The organism is Lysinibacillus sp. IITD104, from assembly GCF_036698265.2.
Lineage (GTDB): Bacteria > Bacillota > Bacilli > Bacillales_A > Planococcaceae > Lysinibacillus > Lysinibacillus boronitolerans.
On record NZ_JBAHYH020000001.1, the window covers coordinates 1,180,925 to 1,207,202 of the forward strand.

At 37.5% G+C, this 26,278-nt stretch carries 23 protein-coding genes, 1 riboswitch and 1 other annotated feature; of the genes, 11 read left to right on the forward strand and 12 right to left on the reverse strand.

The features are described from left to right. The first annotated feature begins 143 nt into the window (after positions 1-143). Positions 144-611 carry an NUDIX domain-containing protein gene (locus V1L66_RS06095; RefSeq protein ID WP_333005403.1) on the forward strand — a complete coding sequence of 156 codons (468 nt, stop codon included), beginning with the start codon at positions 144-146 and terminating at the stop codon, positions 609-611. Beyond that, complete coding sequence (locus V1L66_RS06100; protein ID WP_036078464.1) at positions 595-1,371, forward strand: S9 family peptidase; 777 nt, start codon at positions 595-597, stop codon at positions 1,369-1,371. The genes V1L66_RS06095 and V1L66_RS06100 overlap by 17 nt, the downstream gene beginning before the upstream one ends. A 66-nt stretch (positions 1,372-1,437) precedes the next feature. Here V1L66_RS06100 and pckA read toward each other — a convergent pair whose 3' ends face one another. Further along, positions 1,438-3,024 carry a phosphoenolpyruvate carboxykinase (ATP) gene (gene pckA / locus V1L66_RS06105; protein ID WP_016994468.1) on the reverse strand — a complete coding sequence of 529 codons (1,587 nt, stop codon included), beginning with the start codon at positions 3,022-3,024 and terminating at the stop codon, positions 1,438-1,440. Positions 3,025-3,413: 389 nt separating this feature from the next. Continuing rightward, positions 3,414-3,532, forward strand: a riboswitch (SAM riboswitch). Between the two features lie 258 nt (positions 3,533-3,790). Between pckA and metK the strand changes: the two genes are divergently transcribed. Then, positions 3,791-4,987 carry a methionine adenosyltransferase gene (gene metK, locus V1L66_RS06110; RefSeq protein WP_258860400.1) on the forward strand — a complete coding sequence of 399 codons (1,197 nt, stop codon included), beginning with the start codon at positions 3,791-3,793 and terminating at the stop codon, positions 4,985-4,987. Between the two features lie 179 nt (positions 4,988-5,166). On the opposite strand, the gene V1L66_RS06115 is transcribed toward metK, so the two are convergent. Continuing rightward, positions 5,167-5,679, reverse strand: a complete 513-nt coding sequence (locus V1L66_RS06115; protein ID WP_016994472.1) for a gamma carbonic anhydrase family protein — start codon at positions 5,677-5,679, stop codon at positions 5,167-5,169. 134 nt (positions 5,680-5,813) lie between these two features. Between V1L66_RS06115 and V1L66_RS06120 the strand changes: the two genes are divergently transcribed. Both V1L66_RS06120 and V1L66_RS06125 read left to right on the forward strand, forming a co-directional pair. Continuing rightward, on the forward strand, positions 5,814-6,620 hold the full coding sequence (locus V1L66_RS06120) for an alpha/beta hydrolase (protein WP_269897669.1): 807 nt from the start codon (positions 5,814-5,816) through the stop codon (positions 6,618-6,620). Between the two features lie 126 nt (positions 6,621-6,746). Next, on the forward strand, positions 6,747-8,255 hold the full coding sequence (locus V1L66_RS06125) for a sodium:alanine symporter family protein (protein WP_016994476.1): 1,509 nt from the start codon (positions 6,747-6,749) through the stop codon (positions 8,253-8,255). A 66-nt stretch (positions 8,256-8,321) separates the two neighbouring features. Here V1L66_RS06125 and V1L66_RS06130 read toward each other — a convergent pair whose 3' ends face one another. Both V1L66_RS06130 and V1L66_RS06135 read right to left on the reverse strand, forming a co-directional pair. Beyond that, positions 8,322-8,897: a class I SAM-dependent methyltransferase gene (locus tag V1L66_RS06130; RefSeq protein ID WP_016994479.1), complete on the reverse strand. Its 576-nt coding sequence runs from the start codon at positions 8,895-8,897 to the stop codon at positions 8,322-8,324. Then, positions 8,894-9,850: a TIGR01212 family radical SAM protein gene (locus V1L66_RS06135; RefSeq protein ID WP_333005408.1), complete on the reverse strand. Its 957-nt coding sequence runs from the start codon at positions 9,848-9,850 to the stop codon at positions 8,894-8,896. The genes V1L66_RS06130 and V1L66_RS06135 overlap by 4 nt, the downstream gene beginning before the upstream one ends. 225 nt (positions 9,851-10,075) lie before the next feature. Here V1L66_RS06135 and V1L66_RS06140 point away from each other — a divergent pair, with 225 nt between their 5' ends. From V1L66_RS06140 to leuS, 4 genes are all read left to right on the forward strand, one after another. Further along, positions 10,076-11,254 carry an MFS transporter gene (locus V1L66_RS06140; protein ID WP_016995609.1) on the forward strand — a complete coding sequence of 393 codons (1,179 nt, stop codon included), beginning with the start codon at positions 10,076-10,078 and terminating at the stop codon, positions 11,252-11,254. Between the two features lie 147 nt (positions 11,255-11,401). Further along, positions 11,402-11,749 (forward strand): helix-turn-helix transcriptional regulator, encoded by a 348-nt coding sequence (locus V1L66_RS06145; protein WP_026023572.1) that lies wholly within the window; start codon positions 11,402-11,404, stop codon positions 11,747-11,749. Between the two features lie 56 nt (positions 11,750-11,805). After that, positions 11,806-13,548 (forward strand): sulfate permease, encoded by a 1,743-nt coding sequence (locus V1L66_RS06150; RefSeq protein WP_333005411.1) that lies wholly within the window; start codon positions 11,806-11,808, stop codon positions 13,546-13,548. Between the two features lie 65 nt (positions 13,549-13,613). Next, positions 13,614-13,824, forward strand: a binding site (T-box leader). Between the two features lie 86 nt (positions 13,825-13,910). Beyond that, positions 13,911-16,328 carry a leucine--tRNA ligase gene (gene leuS, locus V1L66_RS06155; protein ID WP_333005413.1) on the forward strand — a complete coding sequence of 806 codons (2,418 nt, stop codon included), beginning with the start codon at positions 13,911-13,913 and terminating at the stop codon, positions 16,326-16,328. Between the two features lie 125 nt (positions 16,329-16,453). On the opposite strand, the gene V1L66_RS06160 is transcribed toward leuS, so the two are convergent. Next, positions 16,454-17,635 carry a NupC/NupG family nucleoside CNT transporter gene (locus V1L66_RS06160; protein ID WP_036078450.1) on the reverse strand — a complete coding sequence of 394 codons (1,182 nt, stop codon included), beginning with the start codon at positions 17,633-17,635 and terminating at the stop codon, positions 16,454-16,456. Between the two features lie 375 nt (positions 17,636-18,010). On the opposite strand from V1L66_RS06160, the gene V1L66_RS06165 reads away from it, so the two are divergent. Continuing rightward, positions 18,011-18,532, forward strand: a complete 522-nt coding sequence (locus V1L66_RS06165) for a sigma-70 family RNA polymerase sigma factor (protein WP_016992555.1) — start codon at positions 18,011-18,013, stop codon at positions 18,530-18,532. Further along, positions 18,519-19,454 carry a DUF4181 domain-containing protein gene (locus V1L66_RS06170; protein ID WP_312123748.1) on the forward strand — a complete coding sequence of 312 codons (936 nt, stop codon included), beginning with the start codon at positions 18,519-18,521 and terminating at the stop codon, positions 19,452-19,454. Before V1L66_RS06165 ends, V1L66_RS06170 begins: the two co-directional genes overlap by 14 nt. A gap of 37 nt (positions 19,455-19,491) precedes the next feature. On the opposite strand, the gene V1L66_RS06175 is transcribed toward V1L66_RS06170, so the two are convergent. The 7 genes from V1L66_RS06175 to V1L66_RS06205 are packed head-to-tail and all read right to left on the reverse strand — an operon-like array spanning position 19,492 to position 26,123. Further along, positions 19,492-20,730 carry a permease gene (locus V1L66_RS06175; protein ID WP_258860396.1) on the reverse strand — a complete coding sequence of 413 codons (1,239 nt, stop codon included), beginning with the start codon at positions 20,728-20,730 and terminating at the stop codon, positions 19,492-19,494. Positions 20,731-20,752: 22 nt separating this feature from the next. Next, positions 20,753-21,451, reverse strand: coding sequence for a response regulator (locus tag V1L66_RS06180; protein WP_016992558.1), 699 nt, complete (start codon positions 21,449-21,451; stop codon positions 20,753-20,755). A 38-nt stretch (positions 21,452-21,489) separates the two neighbouring features. Then, positions 21,490-22,230 carry a sensor histidine kinase gene (locus V1L66_RS06185; RefSeq protein ID WP_036078444.1) on the reverse strand — a complete coding sequence of 247 codons (741 nt, stop codon included), beginning with the start codon at positions 22,228-22,230 and terminating at the stop codon, positions 21,490-21,492. Between the two features lie 37 nt (positions 22,231-22,267). After that, positions 22,268-23,260 (reverse strand): ABC transporter ATP-binding protein, encoded by a 993-nt coding sequence (locus V1L66_RS06190; RefSeq protein WP_016992561.1) that lies wholly within the window; start codon positions 23,258-23,260, stop codon positions 22,268-22,270. Beyond that, the gene (locus tag V1L66_RS06195) at positions 23,257-24,270 is read right to left on the reverse strand and encodes an ABC transporter ATP-binding protein (protein WP_312123745.1); all 1,014 of its coding nucleotides are present in this window, start codon (positions 24,268-24,270) and stop codon (positions 23,257-23,259) included. The genes V1L66_RS06190 and V1L66_RS06195 overlap by 4 nt, the downstream gene beginning before the upstream one ends. A 15-nt stretch (positions 24,271-24,285) precedes the next feature. Beyond that, positions 24,286-25,206, reverse strand: coding sequence for a nickel ABC transporter permease (gene nikB / locus V1L66_RS06200; protein ID WP_333005416.1), 921 nt, complete (start codon positions 25,204-25,206; stop codon positions 24,286-24,288). Between the two features lie 14 nt (positions 25,207-25,220). Next, positions 25,221-26,123 (reverse strand): ABC transporter permease, encoded by a 903-nt coding sequence (locus V1L66_RS06205; RefSeq protein ID WP_016992565.1) that lies wholly within the window; start codon positions 26,121-26,123, stop codon positions 25,221-25,223. Positions 26,124-26,278: the final 155 nt, after the last annotated feature.

A 26,278-nucleotide genomic window follows, 5' to 3' on the forward strand; every position in this document is an offset into this window, starting at 1 on the left:
GAGTTGCTTGTCATTGTAGGATTACACTATAGTTAATATAGATAGGAATAGGAATGATGATTAAATTCTGTCCATAAAATAGAAGCAATGATGAAAAAAAGTAACTTTTGTTTTGCAACAAGAAAGAACGTGAGGTTGAATAGATGTTAACATTTACAGATTTACATGGCCTACAAGTAGATTTGAGTTTTACAAGAGGTGAATTTAAAGTAGAACCTAAACACGTCCTTGTCCTTTTAAAGCATAAGAATAAATGGTTATGTACTGTCCATAAACGACGAGGTGTAGAAGTGCCAGGGGGGAAGTTAGAAAAAGGTGAAACATTAGAGGAGGCGGCAATTCGAGAAGTTTTTGAAGAAACGGGTGTTCATGTAAAAAATCTTCAATGGTTCGCAGAGTATGCAGTGCATGATGAAATCGTTTTTTGTAAAACCGTTTACACGGCACAATTTTTAGCGCAAGAGGACATAGAATTTGATTTAGAGACATCAGGCATGCTTTGGTTAACCGATGAAGAATTTGCTCAGCATCCTAACTTGAGCTTTCACATGAAGGATGAGGGGATGAAGAAAATGCTGGAGGAGTTGAAAGACCGTGACATACAATGGTGAAATTGTGGAAAAACGTGCCTATCCCTCACCCAATCCAGCAATACGACTAACAGAAATAACCTATCTATCACAGGGCTTGCGTATAAAAGGGTTATTAGCGGAACCAAAAAAAGAAGGTACATATGATGGCTTTTTATATTTAAGAGGCGGTATGCAAAGCATTGGGATGGTAAGACCCTCTCGTATTGCACAATTTGCTGCGCAGGGCTTTATCGTATTTGCCCCATACTATCGTGGGAATCGTGGGGGAGAGGGACGTGACGAATTTGCAGGGGCAGACCGTTACGATGCGGTCTACGCAGTAGATGTACTCAAACAATTTTGCAATGACAATATCCATGTTTTTGGTTTTTCGCGAGGTGGTATTATGGCTCTGTGGACAGCCATTTTAAGAAAGGATATTACTTCTGTTGTAACATGGGCAGGTGTTTCTGATGCAACGGCCACTTATTGGGAACGTACAGATATGCGCAGGATGATGAAGCGCGTTATTGGAGGAACACCGAACCGTGTACCAGAAGCGTATGATGCAAGAACACCTCTTTTTGAGATAGAGCGGATAACAGCCCCTGTACTTATCATTCATGGCTATCGTGATGAAAATGTAGATATAGAACATGCCAGACAATTGGCATTTTTTTTAGAGGATGCAAATAAATCATTCGAAACTTGGTATGATCTTAACTACGCACATCAATATCCACCAGCAAAAAATCGTGAAACTGTCCGTGCTCTTTGCAAGTGGATGAAGCAACAATAAAGCTTAGAGAAAACAAAAAAGACAAAGGGAACGAATAAGTTGTTCCCTTTGTCTTTTATTTAGTCGTTATTTTAATGGGCCACCAAGTGTAGTGATGGCTTCAGAAACGTTTGAGAATTTCTTGAAGTTTTCATTGAATAAGCCTGCAAGCTCAGCAGCTTTTGCATCGTATGCAGCTTTATCTGCCCATGCTTCACGAGGGTTTAACACTTCTGAAGGTACACCTTCAACTGCTGTTGGAATGTGTAAACCAAACACAGCATCTTGTGTCGTTTCAACATCTGCTAATTTACCATCAATTGCTGCACGAACCATTGTACGTGTGTAAGAAAGTTTCATACGGCTACCTGTGCCATATTCGCCACCAGTCCAACCAGTGTTCACTAGGAATACTTGTGCACCGTGCTCGTCAATTTTTTGTCCTAACATTTCTGCATATACTGTAGCAGGAAGTGGAAGGAATGGAGAACCGAAACAAGTAGAGAAAACTGGTTCTGGCTCAGTTACACCACGTTCTGTTCCTGCAAGTTTAGAAGTGAACCCGCTTAGGAAGTGATACATTGCTTGTTCTTTTGTTAATTTACTGATTGGAGGTAACACGCCAAATGCATCAGCTGTTAGGAAGATGATTGTTTTTGGATGACCTGCAACAGAAGGATCAACGATATTTTCGATATATTGGATTGGGTAAGCTACACGTGTATTTTCTGTTAGAGAACCGTCATCATAGTCACAAATACGAGTTTCTGGATCAACAGCTACATTTTCTAATACAGAGCCGAAGCGAATTGCATTGTAGATTTCTGGTTCTTTTTCAGCAGAAAGATTGATTGTTTTTGCATAGCAACCACCCTCAATGTTGAACACACCATTATCAGACCAACCGTGTTCATCGTCACCGATAAGCTTACGATCTGGGTCAGCTGATAACGTCGTTTTACCAGTACCAGATAGACCGAAGAATAATGCCACATCGCCAGCTTCACCTACGTTTGCTGAACAGTGCATTGAAAGGATACCTTGTTGTGGTAATAAGTAGTTCATGATACCAAAAATAGATTTTTTCATTTCACCAGCATATTCAGTACCACCAATTAAAATAATTTTCTTTTCAAGTGATACGATAATGAATGTTTCAGAGGCAGTACCATCAACCGCAGGATCTGCTTTAAAGTTCGGAGCTGAGATGACAGTGAAGTCGGCAACATGAGAAGCTAATTCATCTGCTGTTGGACGGATAAATAATTGATGAGCAAAAAGATTGTGCCATGCGTATTCATTAATAACTTGAATGCTTAATTGTGAATCTTTGTCAGCACCTGCAAAGCCTTTGAATACGAATAACTCGTCACGTTCTTTTAAATATTTTATTACTTTTACATATAGGTTATCGAACACTTCAGAAGAAATTGGTTGGTTGACTTTACCCCAGTCAATTTGATCTTTTGTGCTTTCTTCTTCTACCGTATATTTATCTTTAGGTGAACGACCAGTGTATTTGCCAGTTTCTGCACGAACTGCGCCATCTACTGTTAACATTGCTTCACCACGAGATGTAGCTTTTTCTGCTAATTGTGGTACTGAAAGTTGAACATTAATGTTACCGCCGTTTAATAATTCCTTCAGTTCGTTTGCAATTTCTACTGAATTCATCGATTAAATACCATCCTTTTTTATAGTATTCCCTTGATTTAGAGGGATTTTTTCTTAATTTCAAAAATAGTATAACACAATTGCTTAAATAATCTATACTAATTAAGAAATTATTTTAGAGTTTTTACCACTTTTCAATAAACTGACAAAAAATAATGTTTTTCGAGTAGAATACCATCAATCCTACTGTAATTAGGCATGAAAATTGAGCCACACATATGTTACCACAAGTAGCTAGGTATGTTGTAGGGATTAATTTGCTTCTATTTACATCATCATCCAAGTATGAAAAGTTTTTGTGTAATAGGTTCTTTCCTTTCTATACAGTAATACATAAGAAAATATTTGACAACGTTCGACCTTTTGAGTAACATGAAATTGAACGGATACTCTTATCCCGAGCTGGTGGAGGGTCAGGCCCTGTGAAACCCGGCAACCTGCATGAACTATTTCACGACATGCGCTGGTGCCAACCTGATGCAAGGGAACATCCCTTGAACGATAAGAGTGAAAGGTTACGCAGTCATTATTCCTTTCCTCATGTAAAGTAACGTGAGAAAAGGATTTTTTTATTGTTAAAAATCAATGTAAAGGTAAGTATATGTAGTTCTTTCCTTATTATAATGACGGATCTTTCGAAATCCTCGTGTTAAAAGCAGCAGTAACGGCTTGAGAGTTCAATCCTTAGGAGCGGACTTGACATGGGTAATGAGTACCGTATTCATACACAACTACTTATTGTAAGAGTATTTAGGAGGAAAACCAAATGACAAACCGTCGACTGTTTACATCAGAGAGTGTAACAGAAGGACATCCAGATAAGATTTGTGACCAAATCTCGGATGCCATTTTAGATGCTATTTTAGCAGAAGATCCAAATGCGCGTGTAGCATGTGAAACAACTGTAACAACAGGATTAGTATTAGTAGCAGGAGAAATTACAACTTCTACTTATGTTGATATTAAAGGTATCGTTCGTGATACTGTAGCAGAAATTGGCTATACACGTGGTAAATATGGCTTCGATGCAGAAAACTTAGCGGTGCTTGTGGCGATTGGTGAACAATCACCTGATATTGCACAGGGTGTTGATCAGGCATTAGAGGCACGTGAAGGCTCTATGACAGATGCTGATATTGAAGCAATCGGTGCTGGTGACCAAGGCTTAATGTTTGGCTATGCATGTAATGAAACACCAGAGCTTATGCCATTACCAATTAGCTTGGCTCACAAATTAGCACGCCGTTTAACAGAAGTACGTAAATCAGGTGAACTTGCCTATTTACGTCCTGATGGTAAAACGCAGGTAACGATTGAATATGATGACAATAATGTACCCGTTCGCGTGGATACAATTGTTATTTCAACACAGCATGATGAAGAAGCAACACTTGAACAAATTCAAGCGGATTTAAAAGAATTTGTTATTGCACCCGTTGTACCGAGTGAATTATTAGATACTAACACTAAATACTTCATCAACCCAACTGGCCGTTTCGTAATTGGTGGACCAAAAGGCGATGCTGGATTAACAGGACGTAAAATCATTGTTGATACATACGGTGGTTATGCACGTCACGGTGGTGGTGCCTTCTCAGGTAAGGATGCAACCAAGGTAGACCGCTCAGCAGCATATGCGGCACGTTATGTAGCAAAAAACATCGTAGCAGCTGGCTTAGCAGAGCGTGCTGAAGTACAACTTGCCTATGCGATTGGCGTTGCTCAGCCTGTTTCCATTGCTGTCGATACATTTGGCACAGGTAGAGTAAAAGAAAGCGAGATCGTTGAATGGGTACGCGAGCTATTCGATTTACGCCCAGCAGGTATTATTAAAATGCTTGATCTTCGTCGTCCAATTTATAAACAAACTGCTGCGTATGGACATTTTGGTCGTACAGATTTAAATGTACCATGGGAGCAAATTGATAAAGCCGACGCACTACGAGAAAAAGCACGTTTATAAACTATTGAACTAAAGTAATGAAGTCATTAGAAAATTATTCTAATGTATTAATAAACAAAGGAGCAACATTGCTCCTTTTGTTTTTTTTACAAAAATACCTCGCTAGGATTCGTGAACATATTCGGTACACGAAAACGCGAGGGATTTTTTCGTTAGTATTGATTTTTTGTGTAGGTTATTTATTTCTGAAGTGATTTATAATATTGACCTTTTTCTGCGTATTCTCGTACGATGCGTTCCATATCCTCTTTATCTTCAGCATTTAATTCTCGGACAACTTTTGCTGGACGACCTAATGCTAAACTATTTGGAGGAATGACTTTACCAGGAGGTACTAGGCTTCCAGCTCCAATAAATGCACCTTCTCCAATCTCAGCTCCGTCTAAAATAATGGATCCCATACCAATTAAGGCATTTTTGCGAATTGTACAACTATGTAAAGTGACTTGGTGTCCAACTGTTACCTCATCTTCAATAATGAGCGGATATTTTGGGCTTTGGTGTAAACAGCAAAGATCCTGAATACTGACACGTTTACCGATAATCGTTGGGGAAACATCACCACGAATAACCGTATTAAACCAAATGGTTGTTTCGGCGCCAATTGTTACGTCGCCCGTAACAGTTGCGTAATCAGCAATGAAAACAGACGGATCGATCTTTGGCGTTTTATCTTTAAATGGATAAATCATGAAAATCGCCTCTTTTCTTTCTATAATGTAGTATTATCGTATCAAATACGCAACTTTATGGAAATATAAAATTAAAATGTGCTATTTATTTCGATATAATCAAAGTGTAATTATTTTTTAGGAGGACTATGTAAATGTGGAAATGGGAAGCTGATGGACAAGCAAAAGCTGTGATTGCTATTCTTCATGGTGCTTATGAAAATCACCGTTGGTATGCATGGCTGATAGAGAAATTAAGATTAGAAGGCTTCCACATAGTCATGGGGGATTTACCGAATCATGGTGGTAATGCAAGATTTGCTAGAGTCCATGATGAAGACTTCAAATTGTACAATAAGTATACACGAAACCTGATTGAAAATGCTTTTTCATATAATTTACCAACCTTTGTAATAGGGCATGGACTAGGTGCAACATTAATCCTCCATACACTGCAAAAGAGACAATATGAATGTGCAGGCATTATTTTAACATCACCTTGGTTGCAACTAAAGCTATTACCAGGTAAATTAACAAATGCTTTAACAAGTCTAAGTGCGTTAACAGCCAATGTTAAGTTGACACATGATATTACATTAGAGAAATTAACGCGTAGTGTTGAAGGCAGAGAAGAAATGAAAGATGATGTACCGCTCATGTCTGTTGTTTCTGTGAAATGGTATCGAGAACTTCAGCAAATGATGAAAAATTTAGTGATGCTGCCTAAAGGTGAAATGCCTAATATGCCTATGCTAATTATGACAGCTGAGAAGGATAAAATTACGGACACTCGCCAAACCCGAAATTGGCTTCATCAACAGGAATTCACAGAATTTCAGTTTAAAGAATGGGCAAATTGTTATCATAATTTATTTCATGAGGGAGAGCGCGAAGAAATTTATATGTATACACGAGATTTTATTAATAATGCTCTTCGAAGAATTGGTTATATAATTAAATAGGTTTATCCCCTTCCATTTACTAGGTTACTTACTTAAATATTGTTACTCAAAAATAATATTGTAATTTTCTGAAAAGTGTAATACTATAATGATCTAAAGTAAGGTATTTTAAATTGGAGGGGTAAAATGGATGTAATTGTGGAGAAGTTGAATGGTATTTTATGGGGACCATGGTTTATTTATGGTATCTTATTGATTGGGTTATTTTTCTCAATTATCACAAGGTTCCTACAGGTAAGGCACATTAAAGATATGTTTGTTTTAATGTTTAAAGGGGAGAAATCGGAAAAGGGAATATCCTCTTTCCAAGCAATGTCTATCGCATTATCAGGACGTGTAGGTACAGGTAATATTGCTGGTACTGCGACAGCAATTGGAATGGGAGGACCTGGTGCTGTCTTTTGGATGTGGGCAATCGCTTTCATTGGTGCGGCTACCGCGTATGTAGAATCAACATTAGCTCAAATCTATAAAGAAGAGAAAGATACAGAATATCGTGGTGGACCGGCCTTTTACATAGAAAAAGGAATGGGTCAAAAATGGTTTGCAGTAATTTTTGCTGTGGCGGCTTTGATTGCGATGTTAATCTTAATGCCTGGCGTCCAATCAAACGCCATTGCAGGTGCTGTTGAAAACGCTTTCGGTTTGGAAACTTGGATAACAGGTCTTATTATTGTTGTTTTATTAGGCGCAATTATTATCGGTGGTGTTAAATCTATTGCAAATGCAGCCCAAATCATTGTACCTTTTATGGCATTAGCATACATCATTATGGCTATTATCATTATTGTTATGAATATCTCTGAAGTACCAACAGTATTTGCATTGATTTTCTCAAGTGCCTTTGGTGCCCAAGAGATTTTTGGGGGCATTATTGGTTCTGCCATTGCTTGGGGTGTTAAACGTGGAATTTATTCCAATGAAGCTGGTCAAGGAACGGGTGCTCACCCTGCAGCAGCAGCGGAAGTATCGCATCCTGCTAAGCAAGGAATTGTTCAAGCGGCGTCTGTGTATATTGATACATTACTAATTTGTTCTGCTACGGCATTTATGATTTTATTTACAGGTATGTACAATGTACAAGATGAAAAGGCAGCTGAAGGAGCAGATCCATTTATCCATATTGGACAATTTAATAGTGGTGGATTAGCAGGCGATGAGCAAATGACCTTTGCGAAAAGTATTGAAGCAGGTGCAGCCTATACACAATATGCAGTTGACTCATCATTACCTGGCTTTGGTGCTCCATTTGTAGCCATTGCGTTATTCTTCTTTGCCTTTACAACAATTATGGCTTACTACTATATTGCAGAGACAAATGTCGCTTATTTATTTAGAGGTAGCACAGAAAAGATTTTCATTTGGATTGCAAAGATTGCTATTTTAGTTGCAGCCTTCTATGGTACAATCCGTACGTCTGGTCTAGCATGGGCAATGGGAGATGTAGGTCTTGGTCTAATGGTTTGGATTAACGTTCTGGCTATTTTAATTATTATGAAACCAGCTATTGTTGCATTAAAAGATTACGAGAAACAGAAAAAAGAAGGAAAAGATCCAGTCTTTGATCCTCGTAAACTAGGCATTAAAGGTGCAGATTTCTGGGTTGAATATAATGAAAAACGTAATAATAAATAGATAAAGTGCAAGGCGATCAGCTAGTTTACTAGTTGGTCGCCTTTTAGCTTGTCCTCAACAATACTATTAAATAGGGTATTCTTTCATTTTTTCTAATGCAATGACGAAAGGCGGATCATTTTGTTGATTAAGAAATGCATATTTTAAGACATGGACATATTTTTGCGGAAGTTGACTTACATAATCAATGACCTTATCACGTTCTTCTTTTCCACCTGGATGACCATGATAAATAACAAGAACAATCAATCCTCCCACTTTTAAGAGCTTTAATATATTTTCAATAGCTTGGATTGTTGTATGAGGCCTTGTAATAATATCATGGTTGCTGCCAGGTAAATAGCCGAGATTGAAGATAGCTGCAGCTACTGGCTTGTGTACATATTGCATGACTTCCTCATGCCCTTTATTTAAAACGACTGCCCGATGTTCTAAACCATGATCTAAAAGTCGAAGGAGTGTCGCATCAACCGCCTCTTTTTGGACATCAAAGGCATAAACTTGTCCTTCATCCCCAACAAGCTGTGCCAGAAATAATGTGTCATGACCGTTTCCTGCAGTCGCATCAACCGCCGTATCTCCCTCTTCTATACTATCTTTTAATAACTGCTGGGCATATTGTAAAACACGTTGTAATTTCATTTCGTAACCTCTGCCTTATACAACTTCCCTTGCCAACTAACTCGACGTTCAAGCTCAGCGTCAATACCATTCAACACTTCCCATTTATTGACACTCCACATTGGTCCAATCATTAAATCAATCGGTCCATCGCCTGTAATACGATGAATGACCATTTCAGGTGGTAGGATTTCTAATTGGTCTGCTACTAGTTTTGTATACACATCTTGGTCTAAAAATTCTAGCATACCTTTTTCATATTGCTTCACCATAGGCGTTCCTTTTAATAGATGAAGTAAGTGGATTTTAATGCCTTGGACATCTAATTGTGCAACTGCGCGTGCCGTTTCCATCATCATGTCATAGTCTTCGAGAGGCAATCCGTTAATGATATGTGAGCAAACTCGAATGCCATGCTTACGCAATTTTTCAACGCCTTCCACATACGTTGCATAATCATGGGCGCGATTAATAAGATTGGCAGTTTTCTCATGCACCGTTTGAAGACCTAGCTCAATCCATAAATATGTTCGCTCATTTAATTCTGCTAAATATTCGACAACATCATCTGGTAAACAATCAGGACGAGTAGCAATAGAAAGACCTACTACACCTTCTTGCGCCAAAGCTGCTTCAAATTTTTCTTTTAAAACTGGCAGCGGGGCATGTGTATTTGTGTAGGCTTGGAAATAAGCCATGTATTTGCCATCCTTCCATTTCTGATGCATTTTGTCTCGGATTTCAGCAAATTGAACATCAATTGGATCTACCTTATTGCCAGCAAAATCACCAGAACCTGCAGCACTACAAAATGTACAGCCACCAAAAGCGACTGTGCCGTCACGGTTAGGGCAATCAAAGCCTGCATCTAACGCCACTTTAAATACTTTATGACCAAATTGGTCACGTAAATAGCGATTCCATGTATAGTATCTTTTCCCCTCTGAGGGAAAAGGAAAATTTGTCTCTGTCATTTATTTCACTCCTCTAACGCTCTATTCTATCATGTGCTTTTCGTTCCGTCATGGGGGAAGGGTATTATCATGTTATGGATGCAGAAAAATGGTAAGAAACAAAAATAAAAACGAATGAAAATAGGGTAGAAGTCTTGTAAAAAAGGTAAAATTATTTTCCTTGTGCTTTTAAGTATTTCAGCATACACTAACTATTTAGAGAAGCGAAATAATGGAGGTCATCCTATGCCAAAACGTGTTTGGTTTTTAATTATCGGAATGCTTGTGAACACAACAGGCAACTCTTTTTTATGGCCTTTGAATGCCATTTATATGCATGATTATTTAGGCAAATCTTTAGCAATGGCTGGTTTTGTCTTAATGCTGAATTCTGCTGCTGGAGTATTAGGTAATCTATTAGGTGGTTACTTATTTGATAGAATTGGTGGCTATAAAGCTATTATGCTTGGCATCCTGTTAACGATTGCTTCATTAATTGGCTTAACAATTTGGCACGGCTGGCCACATTATGTGTGGTTTTTAACGATACTAGGCTTTAGTGGAGGCATTGTTTTCCCAGGTATGTTTGCCTTAGCTGGGGCTGCCTGGCCAGAAGGTGGACGTAAGGCTTTTAATACTATCTATTTAGCACAAAATGTCGGTGTTGCCGTAGGTCCTGCCCTTGCCGGTATTGTGGCAGATTATCAATTTGACTATGTGTTTAAAGTGAATTTAGGTATGTATATTTTATTCTTTTTCATTGCCTTATTTACATTTAAGCGTTTGGAAGTGGGCAGTATTGCACCTAAAAATGTCTTGAGCGAAAGTAAACGAATCGTAAACAAGGCACCTTTTTATGCTTTGTTAATAATTAGTGCATCCTCCGTTTTATGCTGGCTAGCATATTCTCAATGGAGTGCAACCATTTCATCCTATACACAAGATTTAGGGTTAGGATTAAAGCAATATAGCCTACTTTGGACAATAAATGGTCTTCTAATTGTCATTGGGCAACCACTCATTGCACCGCTCGTAAAGCGATGGGAACACAATTTAAAACGTCAATTAGTATTTGGTGTAACGCTGATTGCTCTTTCCTTTGGCATTATTGCCTTTGCAAACGATTTTAAAATGTTTGGAGCAGCGATGCTTGTCTTAACATTTGGCGAAATGTTTTATACGCCAGCATTACCAACGATTGCTAATCAATTGGCACCAAAAGGTCGACAAGGATTCTATCAGGGGATTATCAATAGTGCTGCTACTGGAGGACGGATGATTGGTCCACTATTTGGTGGTATTATGGTAGATCAATTTGGCATGATTCCTCTCGTTTTAACATTGGTGGTCATCGTACTATTGGCGATTATTCCATGTTTAACATACGATTATCCTTTAAAGAAGAACAAAATAGTAGCAGATTAATAATGTTGCAATCAAAGAGCAAAATCGAGTGTCAAGTCACTTGATTTTGTTCTTTTTTTATAGTAGATATTGAAAAATTGCTGTGACAGGATTACAATCATACATATTCAAATATTTGAATATGTAGTTATATGGAGGGGTTTTTTTATGGAAGAGGGCTTACAACAGTTTAAAGCGGATTTTTTCAAAGCATTAGCACATCCGTTACGCATCAGAATACTTGAACTCCTTGTAGATGGTCAGAAAAGTGTCAATGAGATTCAAGATTGCTTAGAGAAAGAGGGTTCCGCTGTTTCTCAGCAATTAAGTGTATTGCGTGCCAAAAATATTGTTTATGGGGTGAAGGAAGGAAAAAAAGTTTATTATTCTTTAAGTGACCCAATGATTGGTGCATTACTTGGGGTGGCAAAGGATATTTTTAATAACCATTTGGTTCATACCATTTCGAGATTAGAGGAAATGACAAATAATGAAGGTGACGAAGAGAATAAGTAAATCAATGATGATGAAAAATTGGGCTTTGCGTATTATTTCGAAGGGAAGATTTATCTATGAAGTCACTGTTTACAGGACGCTTTGAAGGGTATTCAGTTCATCATGTAAAAAAGGATTTATTGTCAGGGATTATTGTCGGAATCGTTGCTATTCCACTTGCCATGTCCTTTGCCATCGCATCAGGTGTGAAACCTGAATATGGGATTTATACGGCTTGCATTGCAGGTATTCTTATTTCTCTTTTTGGAGGTTCTAAATATCAAATAGGTGGGCCTACGGGGGCGTTTGTGCCAATTCTATTGGGGATTGTTCTTACCTATGGCTATGAAGATTTATTACTTGCGGGTTTAATGGCAGGGGTATTGCTTTGTATCATGGGCTTTTTTAAGCTAGGGACTTTAATTAAGTTTATTCCACGACCTGTAACAGTTGGCTTTACAGCAGGGATAGCAGTGATTATTTTTACAGGTCAAATCGCTAACTTTCTAGGGCTGACAAATGTTAAAAGGCATGAATATTTTATCGCCAACATACAGGAAATCATTAAGCAGCTAGGTACGACAAATACGTATAGTATTCTTACTGCTGTCGTATGCTTGGTGACAATAGTGATAACACCAAAGTTTTTTCCAAAGGTTCCTGGAGCATTAGCGGGTATTGTTGTCTCTACACTTATGGCAACTTTCCTCTTTTCAGGACAAGTTGCTACCATTGCAACGGCTTATGGTCAAATTCCTAATACATTACCTCATTTCGCCTTACCGAATATCACGCTCGAACGATTACAACAACTTATTGGTCCAGCGTTTGTTATTGCAATGCTAGGTGGTATTGAGTCTCTATTATCGGCAGTGGTGGCGGATGGGATGACAAATAGTAAGCATAACAGTAATCGTGAGCTAATTGGGCAGGGGATTGCTAATATTGTGACGCCTTTATTCGGTGGTATTCCAGCAACAGGCGCCATTGCACGCACAGCGACCAATATCAAAACAGGCGCAGTATCCCCTATGTCGGGTATCATTCATGGTGTGTTTGTTCTAATCACATTATTGTTATTAGCTCCATATGCATCTCATATTCCGTTAGCAAGCATGGCTCCGGTACTGATGGTCGTAGCTTGGAATATGAGTGAACGACATCATTTTTCACATATCGTAAAATTAAAATCAGGCGACTCACTGGTATTATTGATTACCTTTTTATTAACGGTATTCACTAGTCTTACATTAGCAGTTGAGGTAGGGCTTGTGCTGGCTGTGCTATTATTTGCGAAACGTATGAGTGAAAAGCTTGTTGTTACAAAAGTACTTCCGGATCATTCAAATAAAAGTGAGAAGGTACAGCCACATGTAGTGCATCAGCAGCATGATTGCCCGCAAATTAGTATGTACACAATTGAAGGGCCGTTGTTTTTTGGTGCTGCACAAATGTTTGAACAAACGATTGAAAGTACTTTGCATCAGCAACCAAGAGTTTTGATATTACGGATGGGGAAAGTGCCCTTTATGGATTCTACTGGAGAAGCATATTTTAACAATATCATAGAAAATTATAAAGCACAGGGCGGTACTATCTTGGTAACGGGTGTGCAAGGTGATTTAAAGGATGCTCTTCAACACAATGGTCTTTACGATAAAATAGGCGCGCAACATTTTTTTCAGCATACAGGAGAAGCAATTACAAAAGCTTTCCATTATTTGAACGCCAATCAATGTATTGGTTGTCAGCACTTTGCTTTTCATGAATGTCAGGATTTATCAAAGTCTAAGGAAGAAAAGGATTTAATTGTTCAGTAATGGGTAAGCTGTAAACAAAGGCTTGTGCTTTTCAATACTTTCCATTAGAATAAATGCAATATCATGTAAAGACTGTGATGAGGAATAGTAGATTTGTGGTTCTTTTTAGAGAGCTAGCGGTTGGTGGGAGCTAGTAAGAATGCAAATTGAACTCGCCTTCTGAGTCTGCCCGCGTGAAACAGCGTGTGTCGTTTCTTCCGCGTTAAGGAAGCTTGAGCCGAGTGTAATCACTAATTTGGGTGGTACCGCGGGAGTACAAATTCTCTCGTCCCTTCTATAAGAAAGGGGCGAGTTTTTTTATTTTTTAAATATTTTGTCAATTATGATGGAGAGCAGCACGATCAATCGAAGGAGGAAAAGAAATGAGTTTTAATCATGAACAAATTGAAAAAAAGTGGCAGCGATATTGGGCTGATAACAAAACATTTAAAACTGAAAATGAAACAGCAAAGCCTAAATTTTATGCATTAGATATGTTCCCATATCCATCTGGCGCAGGACTTCATGTTGGCCATCCAGAGGGGTATACGGCAACTGATATTCTATCACGCTTTAAACGTATGCAAGGCTATAATGTACTTCATCCAATGGGCTGGGATGCTTTTGGTTTACCAGCTGAGCAATATGCACTCGATACAGGGAATGATCCGGCTGAATTTACAGCTAAAAATATTGCGACATTTAAACGTCAAATTCAAGAGCTAGGCTTTAGCTATGATTGGGATCGTGAAATTAACACAACGGATCCAGAGTATTATAAATGGACACAATGGATTTTTATCCAGCTTTATAAAAAAGGCTTAGCTTATGTGGATGAAGTAGCTGTTAACTGGTGTCCAGCACTTGGCACGGTATTAGCTAACGAAGAAGTAATTGATGGGAAATCAGAGCGTGGTGGTCATCCTGTAGAACGCAGACCAATGAAGCAATGGATGCTTAAAATTACAGCCTATGCTGATCGTTTAATCGATGACTTAGAAGAAGTTGATTGGCCTGAGTCTATTAAAGATATGCAACGCAATTGGATTGGCCGTTCAGAAGGGGCTGAAGTGACATTTGCCATTGACGGTTCAGATCAAAACTTCACAGTTTTCACAACACGCCCTGATACATTGTTTGGTGCTACATACTGTGTGCTTGCACCAGAGCATAAATTAGTGGAACAAATTACAACAGCTGACCAACGCCAAGCTGTTGAGGCTTATTTAGAGAAAGTTAAAATGAAATCTGATCTAGAGCGTACAGATTTAGCGAAAGAAAAAACAGGCGTATTTACAGGTGCTTATGCAATAAATCCGATTAACGGTAAAAAAGTGCCGATTTGGATTGCTGATTATGTGTTAGTGTCTTATGGTACAGGTGCTATTATGGCGGTGCCAGCACATGATGAACGCGACTATGAATTCGCAACTGAATTTGGCTTAGACATCGTTCCTGTACTTGAAGGTGGAGATATCAGCAAAGAAGCATTTACAGGTGATGGTCAACATATTAACTCTGAATTCCTTAATGGCTTAAATAAAGCAGATGGCATTGCGAAAGCCATTGAATGGTTAGAGGAAAAAGGTGTAGGGGAGAAGAAAATTTCTTATCGTCTACGTGACTGGTTATTCTCCCGTCAACGTTATTGGGGTGAACCAATTCCAATGATTCATTGGGAAGATGGCACGATTACGCCAGTTCCAGAATCAGAATTACCATTAATGCTACCAAAAACAGATAATATCCGACCATCAGGTACAGGTGAATCACCATTAGCAAATATTGAAGAATGGGTAAATGTTGTCGATCCAGAGACAGGTAAAAAAGGACGTCGTGAAACAAATACAATGCCGCAGTGGGCAGGTTCGAGCTGGTACTTCCTACGCTATATCGACCCGACAAATACAGAGGCAATTGCAGACCCAGAGTTACTAAAACGCTGGTTACCAGTTGATATATATATTGGTGGTGCGGAGCATGCAGTATTGCATTTACTATACGCTCGCTTCTGGCATAAAGTTCTATATGATTTAGGCGTTGTGCATACAAAAGAGCCATTCCAAAAATTATTTAACCAGGGAATGATTCTAGGTGAAGGTAACGAGAAAATGTCTAAATCTAAGGGCAATGTCGTCAACCCAGATGAAATCATTACGTCACATGGTGCCGATACATTACGCTTATATGAAATGTTCATGGGCCCACTAGAGGCTTCTGTTGCATGGTCTACAAATGGTTTAGATGGAGCACGCCGCTTCTTAGACCGTATCTGGCGTCTATTTGTCAATGAAGAAGATGGCACAATTTCAGCAAAAATCCAAGTGTCTAACGATCAATCACTTGAAAAATCATACCACCAAACAGTGAAAAAAGTGACAGAGGATTATGAAGGCATCCGCTTTAACACAGCTATTTCACAAATGATGGTCTTTATTAATGATTGCTATAAAGCTGATGTGATTCCAACGGCTTATGCTGAAGGCTTTGTGAAAATGCTAGCACCAATCGCTCCGCATATTGCAGAAGAACTATGGCAACTATTAGGTCACAATTCAACACTTTCTTACGAGCAATGGCCAACCTATGATGAAGCAAAGCTTGTGGATGATGAAGTAGAAATTGCTGTACAGGTTGCTGGTAAAGTACGTGCGAAGATTGTTGTAGCAAAAGATGCGTCAAAAGAGGACATCGAAAAAGTAGCACTTGCTGATGAAAAGATTCAAGAATATATGGCAGGAAAGAGCTTAGTGAAAATCATCGTTATTCCAGGCAAACTTGTCAATATTGTCGTCAAATAAAGAGCTATAAAGTAAAAATGTACATTACTAAATTCAATTTTAGTAATGTACATTTTTTAATTTGGCGTTATATAAGCGATAAAATAAGGACTGCACCCATCTAACTGAGTGCAGTTCAATACAATTTAAATAATCAATCCCACAATAATAGCTGTTAGGATACTTACGAGTGTAGCACCGTACAACAACTTTAAGCCAAAGCGGGCAACGACATTACCTTGTCTTTCATTCAAACCTTTTACAGCTCCCGAAATAATACCGATGGATGAAAAGTTGGCAAAGGATACAAGGAATACAGAAATAATGCCTAGTGTACGTTCACTCATGGACGCTGAGACGTCGCCAAGGTTAATCATGGCAACGAATTCATTCGTTACTAATTTAGTTGCCATAATACCGCCAGCAGCCACAGCATCTGCCCATGGAATACCCATTAGGAAAGCGATTGGCGCAAAGATATAGCCTAATATTTCTTGGAAGGATATACCAATAATCATATCGAATAATGAATTGATTAAATCCATTAATGCAACGAAACCAATAAGCATTGCTCCAACAATGATGGCTACTTTAAAGCCATCCATAATATATTCGCCAATCATTTGAAAGAACGCTTGCTTCTGTTCATCTTCAATCGTTAAGATATCTTCTTTTTCATCCACAGTATATGGATTAATGATAGAAACAATAATAAATCCGCCAAACAGGTTTAATACAATGGCCGTTACGACATACTTTGGCTCAATCATCGTCATATAAGCACCAACTACTGACATCGAAACAGTCGACATAGCAGAAGCGCATAACGTATACATACGTTGTGGTGCAATCTTATCTAATTGCTTTTTAACAGTGATGAATACTTCAGATTGGCCAACCATAGCAGAAGCAACAGCATTATAGGATTCCAATTTCCCCATGCCACTTACTTTACTTAAAAATAAACCTACCCATTTCATTAAAAAAGGAAGTATTTTAAAATGCTGCAAGATCCCAATCAGAACAGATATAAAGACGATCGGTAATAAAACAGCTAAAAAGAAGGGTGATTCTCCTTCATTTGCTAAGCCTCCAAAAACAAATGATATACCCGCATTTGCATAGGACAATAAGTGATCAAATACTTTGGTGATTCCTTTAATTAGCACATAGCCAACCGTTGTATTGAGTAGTAAAGCTGCCAATAAAAATTGGATGATCAACATAATCACTATATATTTATATTTTATTTCTTTTTTGTTTTTACTCATTAATAAAGCTAAGGCAAAAACAAGTAACAATCCACAAAAGGATATTAAGTATCTCATAAGTTCCTCCATAAGTATCTGTGATATTTTGTCCTGATGTTCCAATTTCAGAAGAACAGCTAAAGATCTTAATTAGTCAGACGTCAGACAAACAATCTCACTATAACAGTTTTTTCGCTAGGTATTCAATAGATAATAGAAAAAAAGTATGCAACACAGCATACAAATAAATTCAGTCTAAAAATGTACATTATTTCTTTAGGAGTGACTATTCATAATTAAGGTTGCCAGAATAATTCATTATAAAATACTCTTTTATTGTGTGAAGTTTTTCTCAATTTATGACGATCGTGTTCATGAAACTTTTTGATTTTTTTTGAAACCAACTAAGATCGAATGACGACTATAGGGTGAATGTTTAGAGGAGGTGTTTGGGTGAGTGAGCATTTAGTAGCCATTATGGAAGAACACGGAGAATATTGCTTACGAGTGGCTTATCTTTATGTAAAGGACTGGGCAATTGCTGAAGAAATTGTACAAGATGTCTTTTTTTCTTATTATCGGCAGCAGGATCGCTTTGAACATAGAGCATCTCTAAAGACCTATTTAGTTAAAATCACGGTACATAAAAGCCATGATTATCTTCGAAGTTGGAAAAATAAACGCCATCTGCTATTGGAAAAATTACATATTGGGGCAAGTAAACGGACACCGGAAACGATGTTAATAGCACAGGATGAGCGGAAAACATTAACGAATGCGTTATTTGAGTTACCTATTACTTATAGAGAAGTCGTCATTCTTTATTATTATCAAGAATTAAAGGTTAGAGAAATTGCAGATATTCTTACATGTGCAGAAAATACAGTTAAAACCAGATTGCATCGGGCAAGGAAAATGTTACAGGAGAAATTAGCGACTAGTGAGTGGGAGGTGTTAATGGATGACAGCTTTTAAAGAAAAATTGGATCAAGAACTTGGCGAAGCACCACGATTTACGGAATCCTTACAGGAGGATATTTTACGGCAAGTGCAACATGAAAAAAAAGCAAAACGCTGGTCTTATCCATTGATCATCGTAGGCACGATCATCATGTTTCTATTAATAATAGAAATCGGTCCATTAGGGCAGATAGAGCAAACGCAACATGCTTCAATTGTTCAATTAGCACAGCAGCAATCAATAAAAAAATATACAATGATTTATAATTCGGATGAGGAGATTTTTAAGGCTGGGAGACCTGGGTGGGTTATTGGTCAGCAATTAATGGAGCAAAGTTCAGAAAAAGAGCTTTTACAACAATTATTACAGCAAGCTACTATGACGCATATGAATGAGGATATTCGATTTAGATTACAACGTGATGTCTGGGTAGAGTTTGAAAAGGGGCAGATAATTAAGCTAAAAATGTTCATCGGCGAAGAGTATATCATAATTGTTGATTATAACAACAAATCATCTTACAAAGTAGAAAATAAAGATCTGGCAAAGGCTTATATAGATCTTGCTCTCAATGATGATGCTAAATTTGGAATGTCAGGTTTACTCGTTATGCTAGTTTTTATCATAGCTATCCAAATGCTTGTCGATAAACTAATGAGGAAAAAATTTAATATACCAAAGGAATATGTTAATAGTGGACATCGACGTGCTGTTTGGGCTATTAAAATGTTGAATATCATTATGCTTCTGGTGATCGTAATTAAAGGGTGGATTTTATTTACTGTTATCATTGGAGGATATTTAGCGGTCATCCTTTTCAGCTCTATATTTATTGACTATTACTATGGTCGAGAGGAAAAAAGACATTATCTTTCCATTAGTTCGGCCATTGTTGGATTGCTATCACTCATCCTATTCTTCTTTTATATCAGTTAAATAAACGTATAAACCTGAACCCGAAATAATCTCGAGTTCAGGTATTTTTTTCTATCGTTTCAGTCTGAAGCATTAATTGATAAATACTTGAGATGATAAAGCTGGTAGCTAAACCATATAGCGTATTAAAGCTTAAACCAATACCAATTCCAATGATGATGGATAGAAAAATGACAAGCCAGCTATGTTTATGAATATGGCGATTCGTAAATAAAAGGATTAACATAAACGGTAACATGGTAATGTGCAGGAAGGCAAAAGAATAAATAACACCTAAAATCGTTAAATCGATAGATAAGAAACAGGTAAATAAAATTATCATCAGACCAATCAAATAGAAATAATAGGGTCTTTTCGTCACAAAAAAACGTTTCGTTGCCCGCATGTCTACAAGCAAGGTTGTGACAATGGCTAATAGGACAATGACGAGAAAAGCAAATGTAAGAAAGCCTGGCTGCACTTCATATAAAAACGTAAAAATCAATACTTGGAACTGGCCAAATGATCCGCTGTATAGGGCAATCATTAAAATCGCTGTAAATGATAGCGTTAATAACGCTAAAATTAAACCTGAGGAAAACAGACTGCGGCGTACTTTTTTAGGTTTTATAAAGGCAATTAAATACCATGTCGATTTATCAAAAAATACTTGTCCTAAAACGGCTAGTTGAATAATGACATAGAATAGCAGAATTTCGCTATTTTTAAAATAAAATAAATAAGGGTGATATAAGCGAATCCCCTCATATACAGTGTTTGCCCCATTTTGAACAAAGTAATAAATAGGGATAAAAATAAGTAATGAAAAAAGAGCAATAATAAATAAAATTTCCAACCAGAGTATACTTTTCACTGACATGATGCGATCAAGAAATAAGATGCCGATTAAAAAGAAAAAAAGTGTAATAGGTACTGGAATATTTAACATAATTTCAGATAATACACTAATGCTTATTAATTGAATAAGCCAAATTTCAATACCTGTCAGCAGGTAAAATAGCCGTATAACCTTTAAATTCATACCAGACAATTTACGCTGTATGGTAAAGAGCAAAAAACTTTGTGTATGCTGATTTTGTGTGTAATCGCTCTTATTCAGCAATGAGCCAAGTATAATAAACGAAAGAGCTGTTGCTAATGTATAACAAATGCCCGCCATAAAACCAAAAGAAATAAGGGCTGAGGGAGAGGACAATAATAAATTACCATTAATCCATCTCGCTAAAAGAATAATGACTCCTGCTGCTGTGCTTAAACTTGCAAATGGAACGAGCAATGAATATTTCCTTAACATACGATTAAAGGCCTTTACTCATTTTAGAGGATTTATATTGACGTGGTGATTGATTGTATTTTTTCTTAAACGCAACACTAAAATAGTGCTGACTATTAAAACCACAGCTCTCAGCAATCGCAGACATACTTGTGTCTAGATTTTCATTGATTTTCTTTACGGCCATTTCTAAGCGATAATTATTAATATACTCATTAATGCCAATAGACTGCTCCTCCAAAAATTTACGACTTAAATAGCTCGGATTCAAATGAATTTTTTCAGCAATAATATTGAGACTTAGTTTTTCATAATAGTTTTCATGAATATAGGAAAGTGCGCTTTGAATCGCATCATGGTTAGAACTCCACACCTTATATTTCTCCACGATAGCATCTAATTCACTTGCAATGACCGGTTTTGTAAGATAATCCTTTACCCCGATACGCAATGCCTGTTGGGCATATTCAAAGGTTTGATAAGCTGTTACCATGATGATGTCTACCTCATAAAGCGCTTTTAATTCCTTGCTCAACGAGATACCATCTTTCCCAGGCATTTGAATATCCAAAAAGGCGATAGTCATACGATGCTTTTTAGCTAATTGCAGAGCCTGTGAGGCATCTTGGGCAGTATGGAAGGTCCAATTTGGAAAATGTGGCTTTAATAAATAAATCATTTGCTCAAGCTCTAATGGCTCATCATCTGCGATTAAAATATTCATGGTGAGATTCTCCTTTCTCCTTCCAGTTGATAGAAAGCCTATGCGGGAACATGGATTGTAACAGTGTAATGCTGTTCATTGTTTTGAATCGAGAATAAAATATTTTCAAGCCCATAAATGAGCTCAAGTCGTTTTCTAATATTTTCGAGACCATAACCTTGCTGCAATTCGTCTACTACCTGTTCAATTTTTTCTAATGGCTGTGTATTTTTAATTTCAATTAATAAGCTAGTATCCATTTTTTTGATTATAATGGAAAGCTCTGCAGGTCCTATATGTTTTTCAAAGCTATGTTTATATGCATTTTCAATAATGGTCTGCAGAATAAATGGAGGTATTTGGACAGATAGAGCTTCATCATCAATATATTTATTTACAGTCAAACGATGGCCAAATCGCAATTGTTGAATATTTAAATAACTATCGACAAATTGGACCTCGTTCTTTAACGCAATTAACACCTCGTGATTATTGTATTTAAATTTAAAAAATGTTGCCAAAGCCTCAATGCCCGCAACCAAATCTTCCTTTCGATTGATGCGAGCTAGGCTTAATAATGAATTTAATGCATTAAAAAAGAAATGTGGCTGTATTTGCTGATTCAACTGGAGAATATTCGCTCTTTGTAAATCCTGCTCAAGCTCTAAATTTCTTTTTTCCTCCTCAAGGCTATCGATTTGCTTTTCGAAAATAAAGATAAAAGTAAGCAGAAAAGCTCCAATAATTGGAGCAATTACACATAGGAGAATATATATGTTGAAGGTTTCTGGTTGTAACATAATGACCTCTCCGATTATTTTATAAGTGTAAGATACATTAAACTAAATTTTCTGCGAAATGGCAAGCTACCTTATGTGTTGCAGTGATCGCTCGTAAAGCTGGCACTTCTGCTTTACATTTATCTGTTGCGAATGGGCAACGTGTGTGAAAGCTACAGCCAGTAGGAGGATTAAGAGGTGATGGTAGGTCACCTTTTAAAATAATGCGCTCCTTACGATGCTGCTTATCAATGACTGGTATAGAAGAAAATAGTGCTTTTGTATAAGGATGATGTGGCTGTGTGAAAAGGGAATGCTTATCAGCAATTTCTACAACCTTTCCAAGATACATCACCATAATACGGTCTGAAATATGTCGAACAACACTTAAATCGTGTGAGATAAATAAAAAGGTTAAATCTAAATCTCGTTGTAGTTGCTTCAGTAAATTGAGTATTTGAGCTTGAATGGAAACATCTAGGGCAGAAACAGACTCATCACAAATAATAATTTTAGGATTAACAGCAAGGGCTCTTGCAATGCCAATCCGCTGACGCTGACCACCAGAAAATTCATGTGGATAACGCTCTAAGTACTCAGGACGTAACCCAACAAGGGACATTAATTCGAGCATGCGTGCTTCTTGCTGCTCAGGTGGTACAATTTTTTGAATAGACATGGCCTCTGTTAACATTTTACGAATGGTTCTTCGTGGGTTAAGGGATGCATAGGGATCTTGGAAAATAATTTGAATGTCCTTGCGTGCAGCACGAAGCTCTTTTTTGTTCATATTCACTAAATTTTTACCAAATAACAATACCTCTCCAGCAGTAGGCTCATCTAATCTTAAAATAGAACGACCAGTCGTTGATTTACCACAGCCAGATTCTCCAACAATGCTGAGTGTCTCACCAGGCATGATATCGAAAGAAACACCATCCACAGCTTTTACAACTTGCTGTGGACCGAAAAGCTTTTCTTTTTTTAAGAAAAAATGCTGCTTTAAATCATTTACTTGTAATAGTGGTTGGGTGTGTTGTGCTGTTGTCATACTGTCAGCTCCTTCATGAGTGTTTCTCCTTGCCATTCATTACTGTACATCCAGCATCTTACCTTTTTTCCTTGCTCGACAGTCAAAAGTTCTGGCTGTTGGTCACGACATAAATCTGTAGCAAATGGACAACGTTCTGCATAACGGCAGCCAATTGGGTAATTATAGGGACTTGGGACAGTTCCGTGAATAGTAGATAGTTCTTCTTGGTCTTCGTATAGCTTTGGTAATGATTGAATTAATCCGTTTGTATAAGGGTGTAACGGTTTTTCAAAAAGACTTTCTGTTGTGCCTTCTTCTACAACCTGACCTGCATACATAACGGCAATCTTATCGCAAATTTCTGCTACAACACCTAGATCATGGGTAATGAAGATAATGCTCATGCCTAATTGTTTTTGCAGGTTTTGAATAATATCAATAATTTGGGCTTGAATGGTTACATCTAAAGCAGTTGTCGGTTCGTCAGCAATTAAGACATCTGGTGTACAGGCTAGTGCCATGGCAATCATAATGCGTTGTCGCATCCCACCACTTAACTGATAAGGCTCCTGCTTCGCTCTTTTTTCTGGTGCAGGAATCCCAACTAGGCGAATCATATCGACAGCCTTTTGCCATGCTTCTTTACGTGATAAGCCTTGGTGCAATCGAATGGATTCAGCAATTTGCTCTCCAACGGATAATACAGGATTTAAGCTTGTCATAGGCTCTTGGAAAATCATCGATATTTTATTGCCCCGAATTTTACGTAACTCTTCATCTGAGAGCTTCAAGATATCAGTATTATTTAATAAAATTTCGCCATTGATGATTTTACCAGGAGGCGACGGTACTAAACGAAGTAATGACAGCGAAGTCATGGATTTCCCACAACCAGATTCACCAACAATGCCCAGTGTTTCTCCTTTTTGAAGAGTAAAGGACACCCCATCTACAGCTTTGGCAACCCCTTCACTCGAATAAAAATAGGTTTGTAAATTTTTTACTTCCAGCACGTTTTCTTGTTTCATCCGTTTTTCCCCTCCTTAGTTTAAATCCATTCGTTTATTAAAGAATCGATACAAAATGTCTACAAAAAGATTAATGAAAACAAATATTAATGAGGCAATAAGTACGCCACCTTGTACGACTGGTATATCACGTGTTCGAATGGCATCTACAATCATTCGTCCTAATCCGTTTACAGCGAAAACAGATTCAACTAAAACTGTTCCGCCAAGTAAACTACCAAACTGTAAGCCTACTACTGTAATAACTGGAATCAAGGCATTGCGTAATGCGTGCTTTAAAATGATGATGTACCCTTTTAAGCCTTTTGCTTTCGCTGTTCGTATATAGTCTTGATTTACAACCTCTAACATACTAGAGCGAGTCATACGAGCGACGATAGCAGCTCCACCAGCACCAAGTGTGATAGCTGGTAGAATAATATGTTTGGCACTATCCCAGCCTGCTACAGGAAGCCAGTGTAACTGTACAGAGAATACATACATTAATAAAATTCCTAACCAGAAACTTGGAAGGGAAATTCCTAATAAAGCGACAACCATTAAGCCTACATCCATAAACGAATAAGGACGGATAGCAGAGATAATACCAGCAATAAGCCCCAGAACAATGGTAATTAAAATACTATAAAAGGCTAGCTCTATTGTAATTGGTAATCGGGAGGTGATTTCCTCGAATACTGGTTGATTATTTTTTAAAGAGTTACCCATATCTCCTTGTAGAAGATTTTTAATATAGTCTGTATATTGAACTGCTAATGGTTTATTGAGCCCTAAATTCTCGCGTAATTCTGCAACTGTTTCTTGAGAAGCTCCTTCTCCTGCTAAAATAATCGCTGGGTCCCCAGGAATCATCTGCATAATTAGAAAAACAACAAGCGTTACACCAAGTGTCACAGGAATAATTTGAGCTAGTCGTTTTAAGATAAATAATGTCATGTGTCTTCTCTCCTTTAATTTTTCATTCTTGGATCTAGTGCATCGCGTAAACCATCACCAAATAAGTTAAAGCCTAATACGAGTATAGAAATCATAATACCTGGGAATAGCGCCATATAAGGAGCAGTAAATAGGAAATCACGTCCGTTCGAAAGCATAGCACCCCATTCAGGAGATGGTGGCTGAGCACCTAAACCTAAGAATGATAGACCTGCTGCAGATAGAATAGCTGTTGCTAAGCGCATGGATGCTTGTACAATAATGGGTGATAAAATATTTGGAAAAATATGCTTTATTAGAATCGTCATATCATTTGCTCCAAGAGTTTTGACTGCATCGATATATTCTAATTTTTTAACTTCCATTGTTGAGCCACGTACAATACGAGCAAACATAGGAATAGAGAAAAAACCAACAGCAATTGTGACATTGATAAGGCTTGGCCCCAATGCACTGACAATAGCTAAAGCTAGTAAAATACCCGGGAAGGCAAGCATGATATCTAAAATTCGACTAATAATAGAATCAACCCATTTGCCATAATAGCCAGAAATAAGGCCTAAGAAGGTACCGATTGTACCACCGAATAAAACAGCTGAAATACCAACACCAATGGATAAACGTGATCCATATAAAATACGGCTTAAAATATCTCGCCCTTTGTCGTCTGTTCCCATTAGATGATCAAAACTTGGCCCTTGTAATTTTTGATCTAACTGTACGTCGTATGGATCATAAGGGGCTAATATGGGCCCAATCAGAAACATCAATATATATAGAAGAATGATGATGCCTCCTGCGACAGCTGCTTTATTTTTCTTGATTTTGTTTAGGAAAGAAACAAGATTCTTTTTTCTAGATGCCTTGCGTGCATTCACTAAAACAGAATGATCGATAGTAGTTGTTACTTTATTCATATCGAATACTCCTTTTCTATTTGATTTGATTTCAATTTAGTGAAAAGCGTAAAGAATGTAAATATTTTATGGCTTATTAGTCAGAAAATTTAAAAAACACGTAAATATTTTAAAAAACAAGTGAATTTTATTTCTTTATAATTCGAAATGTAAGG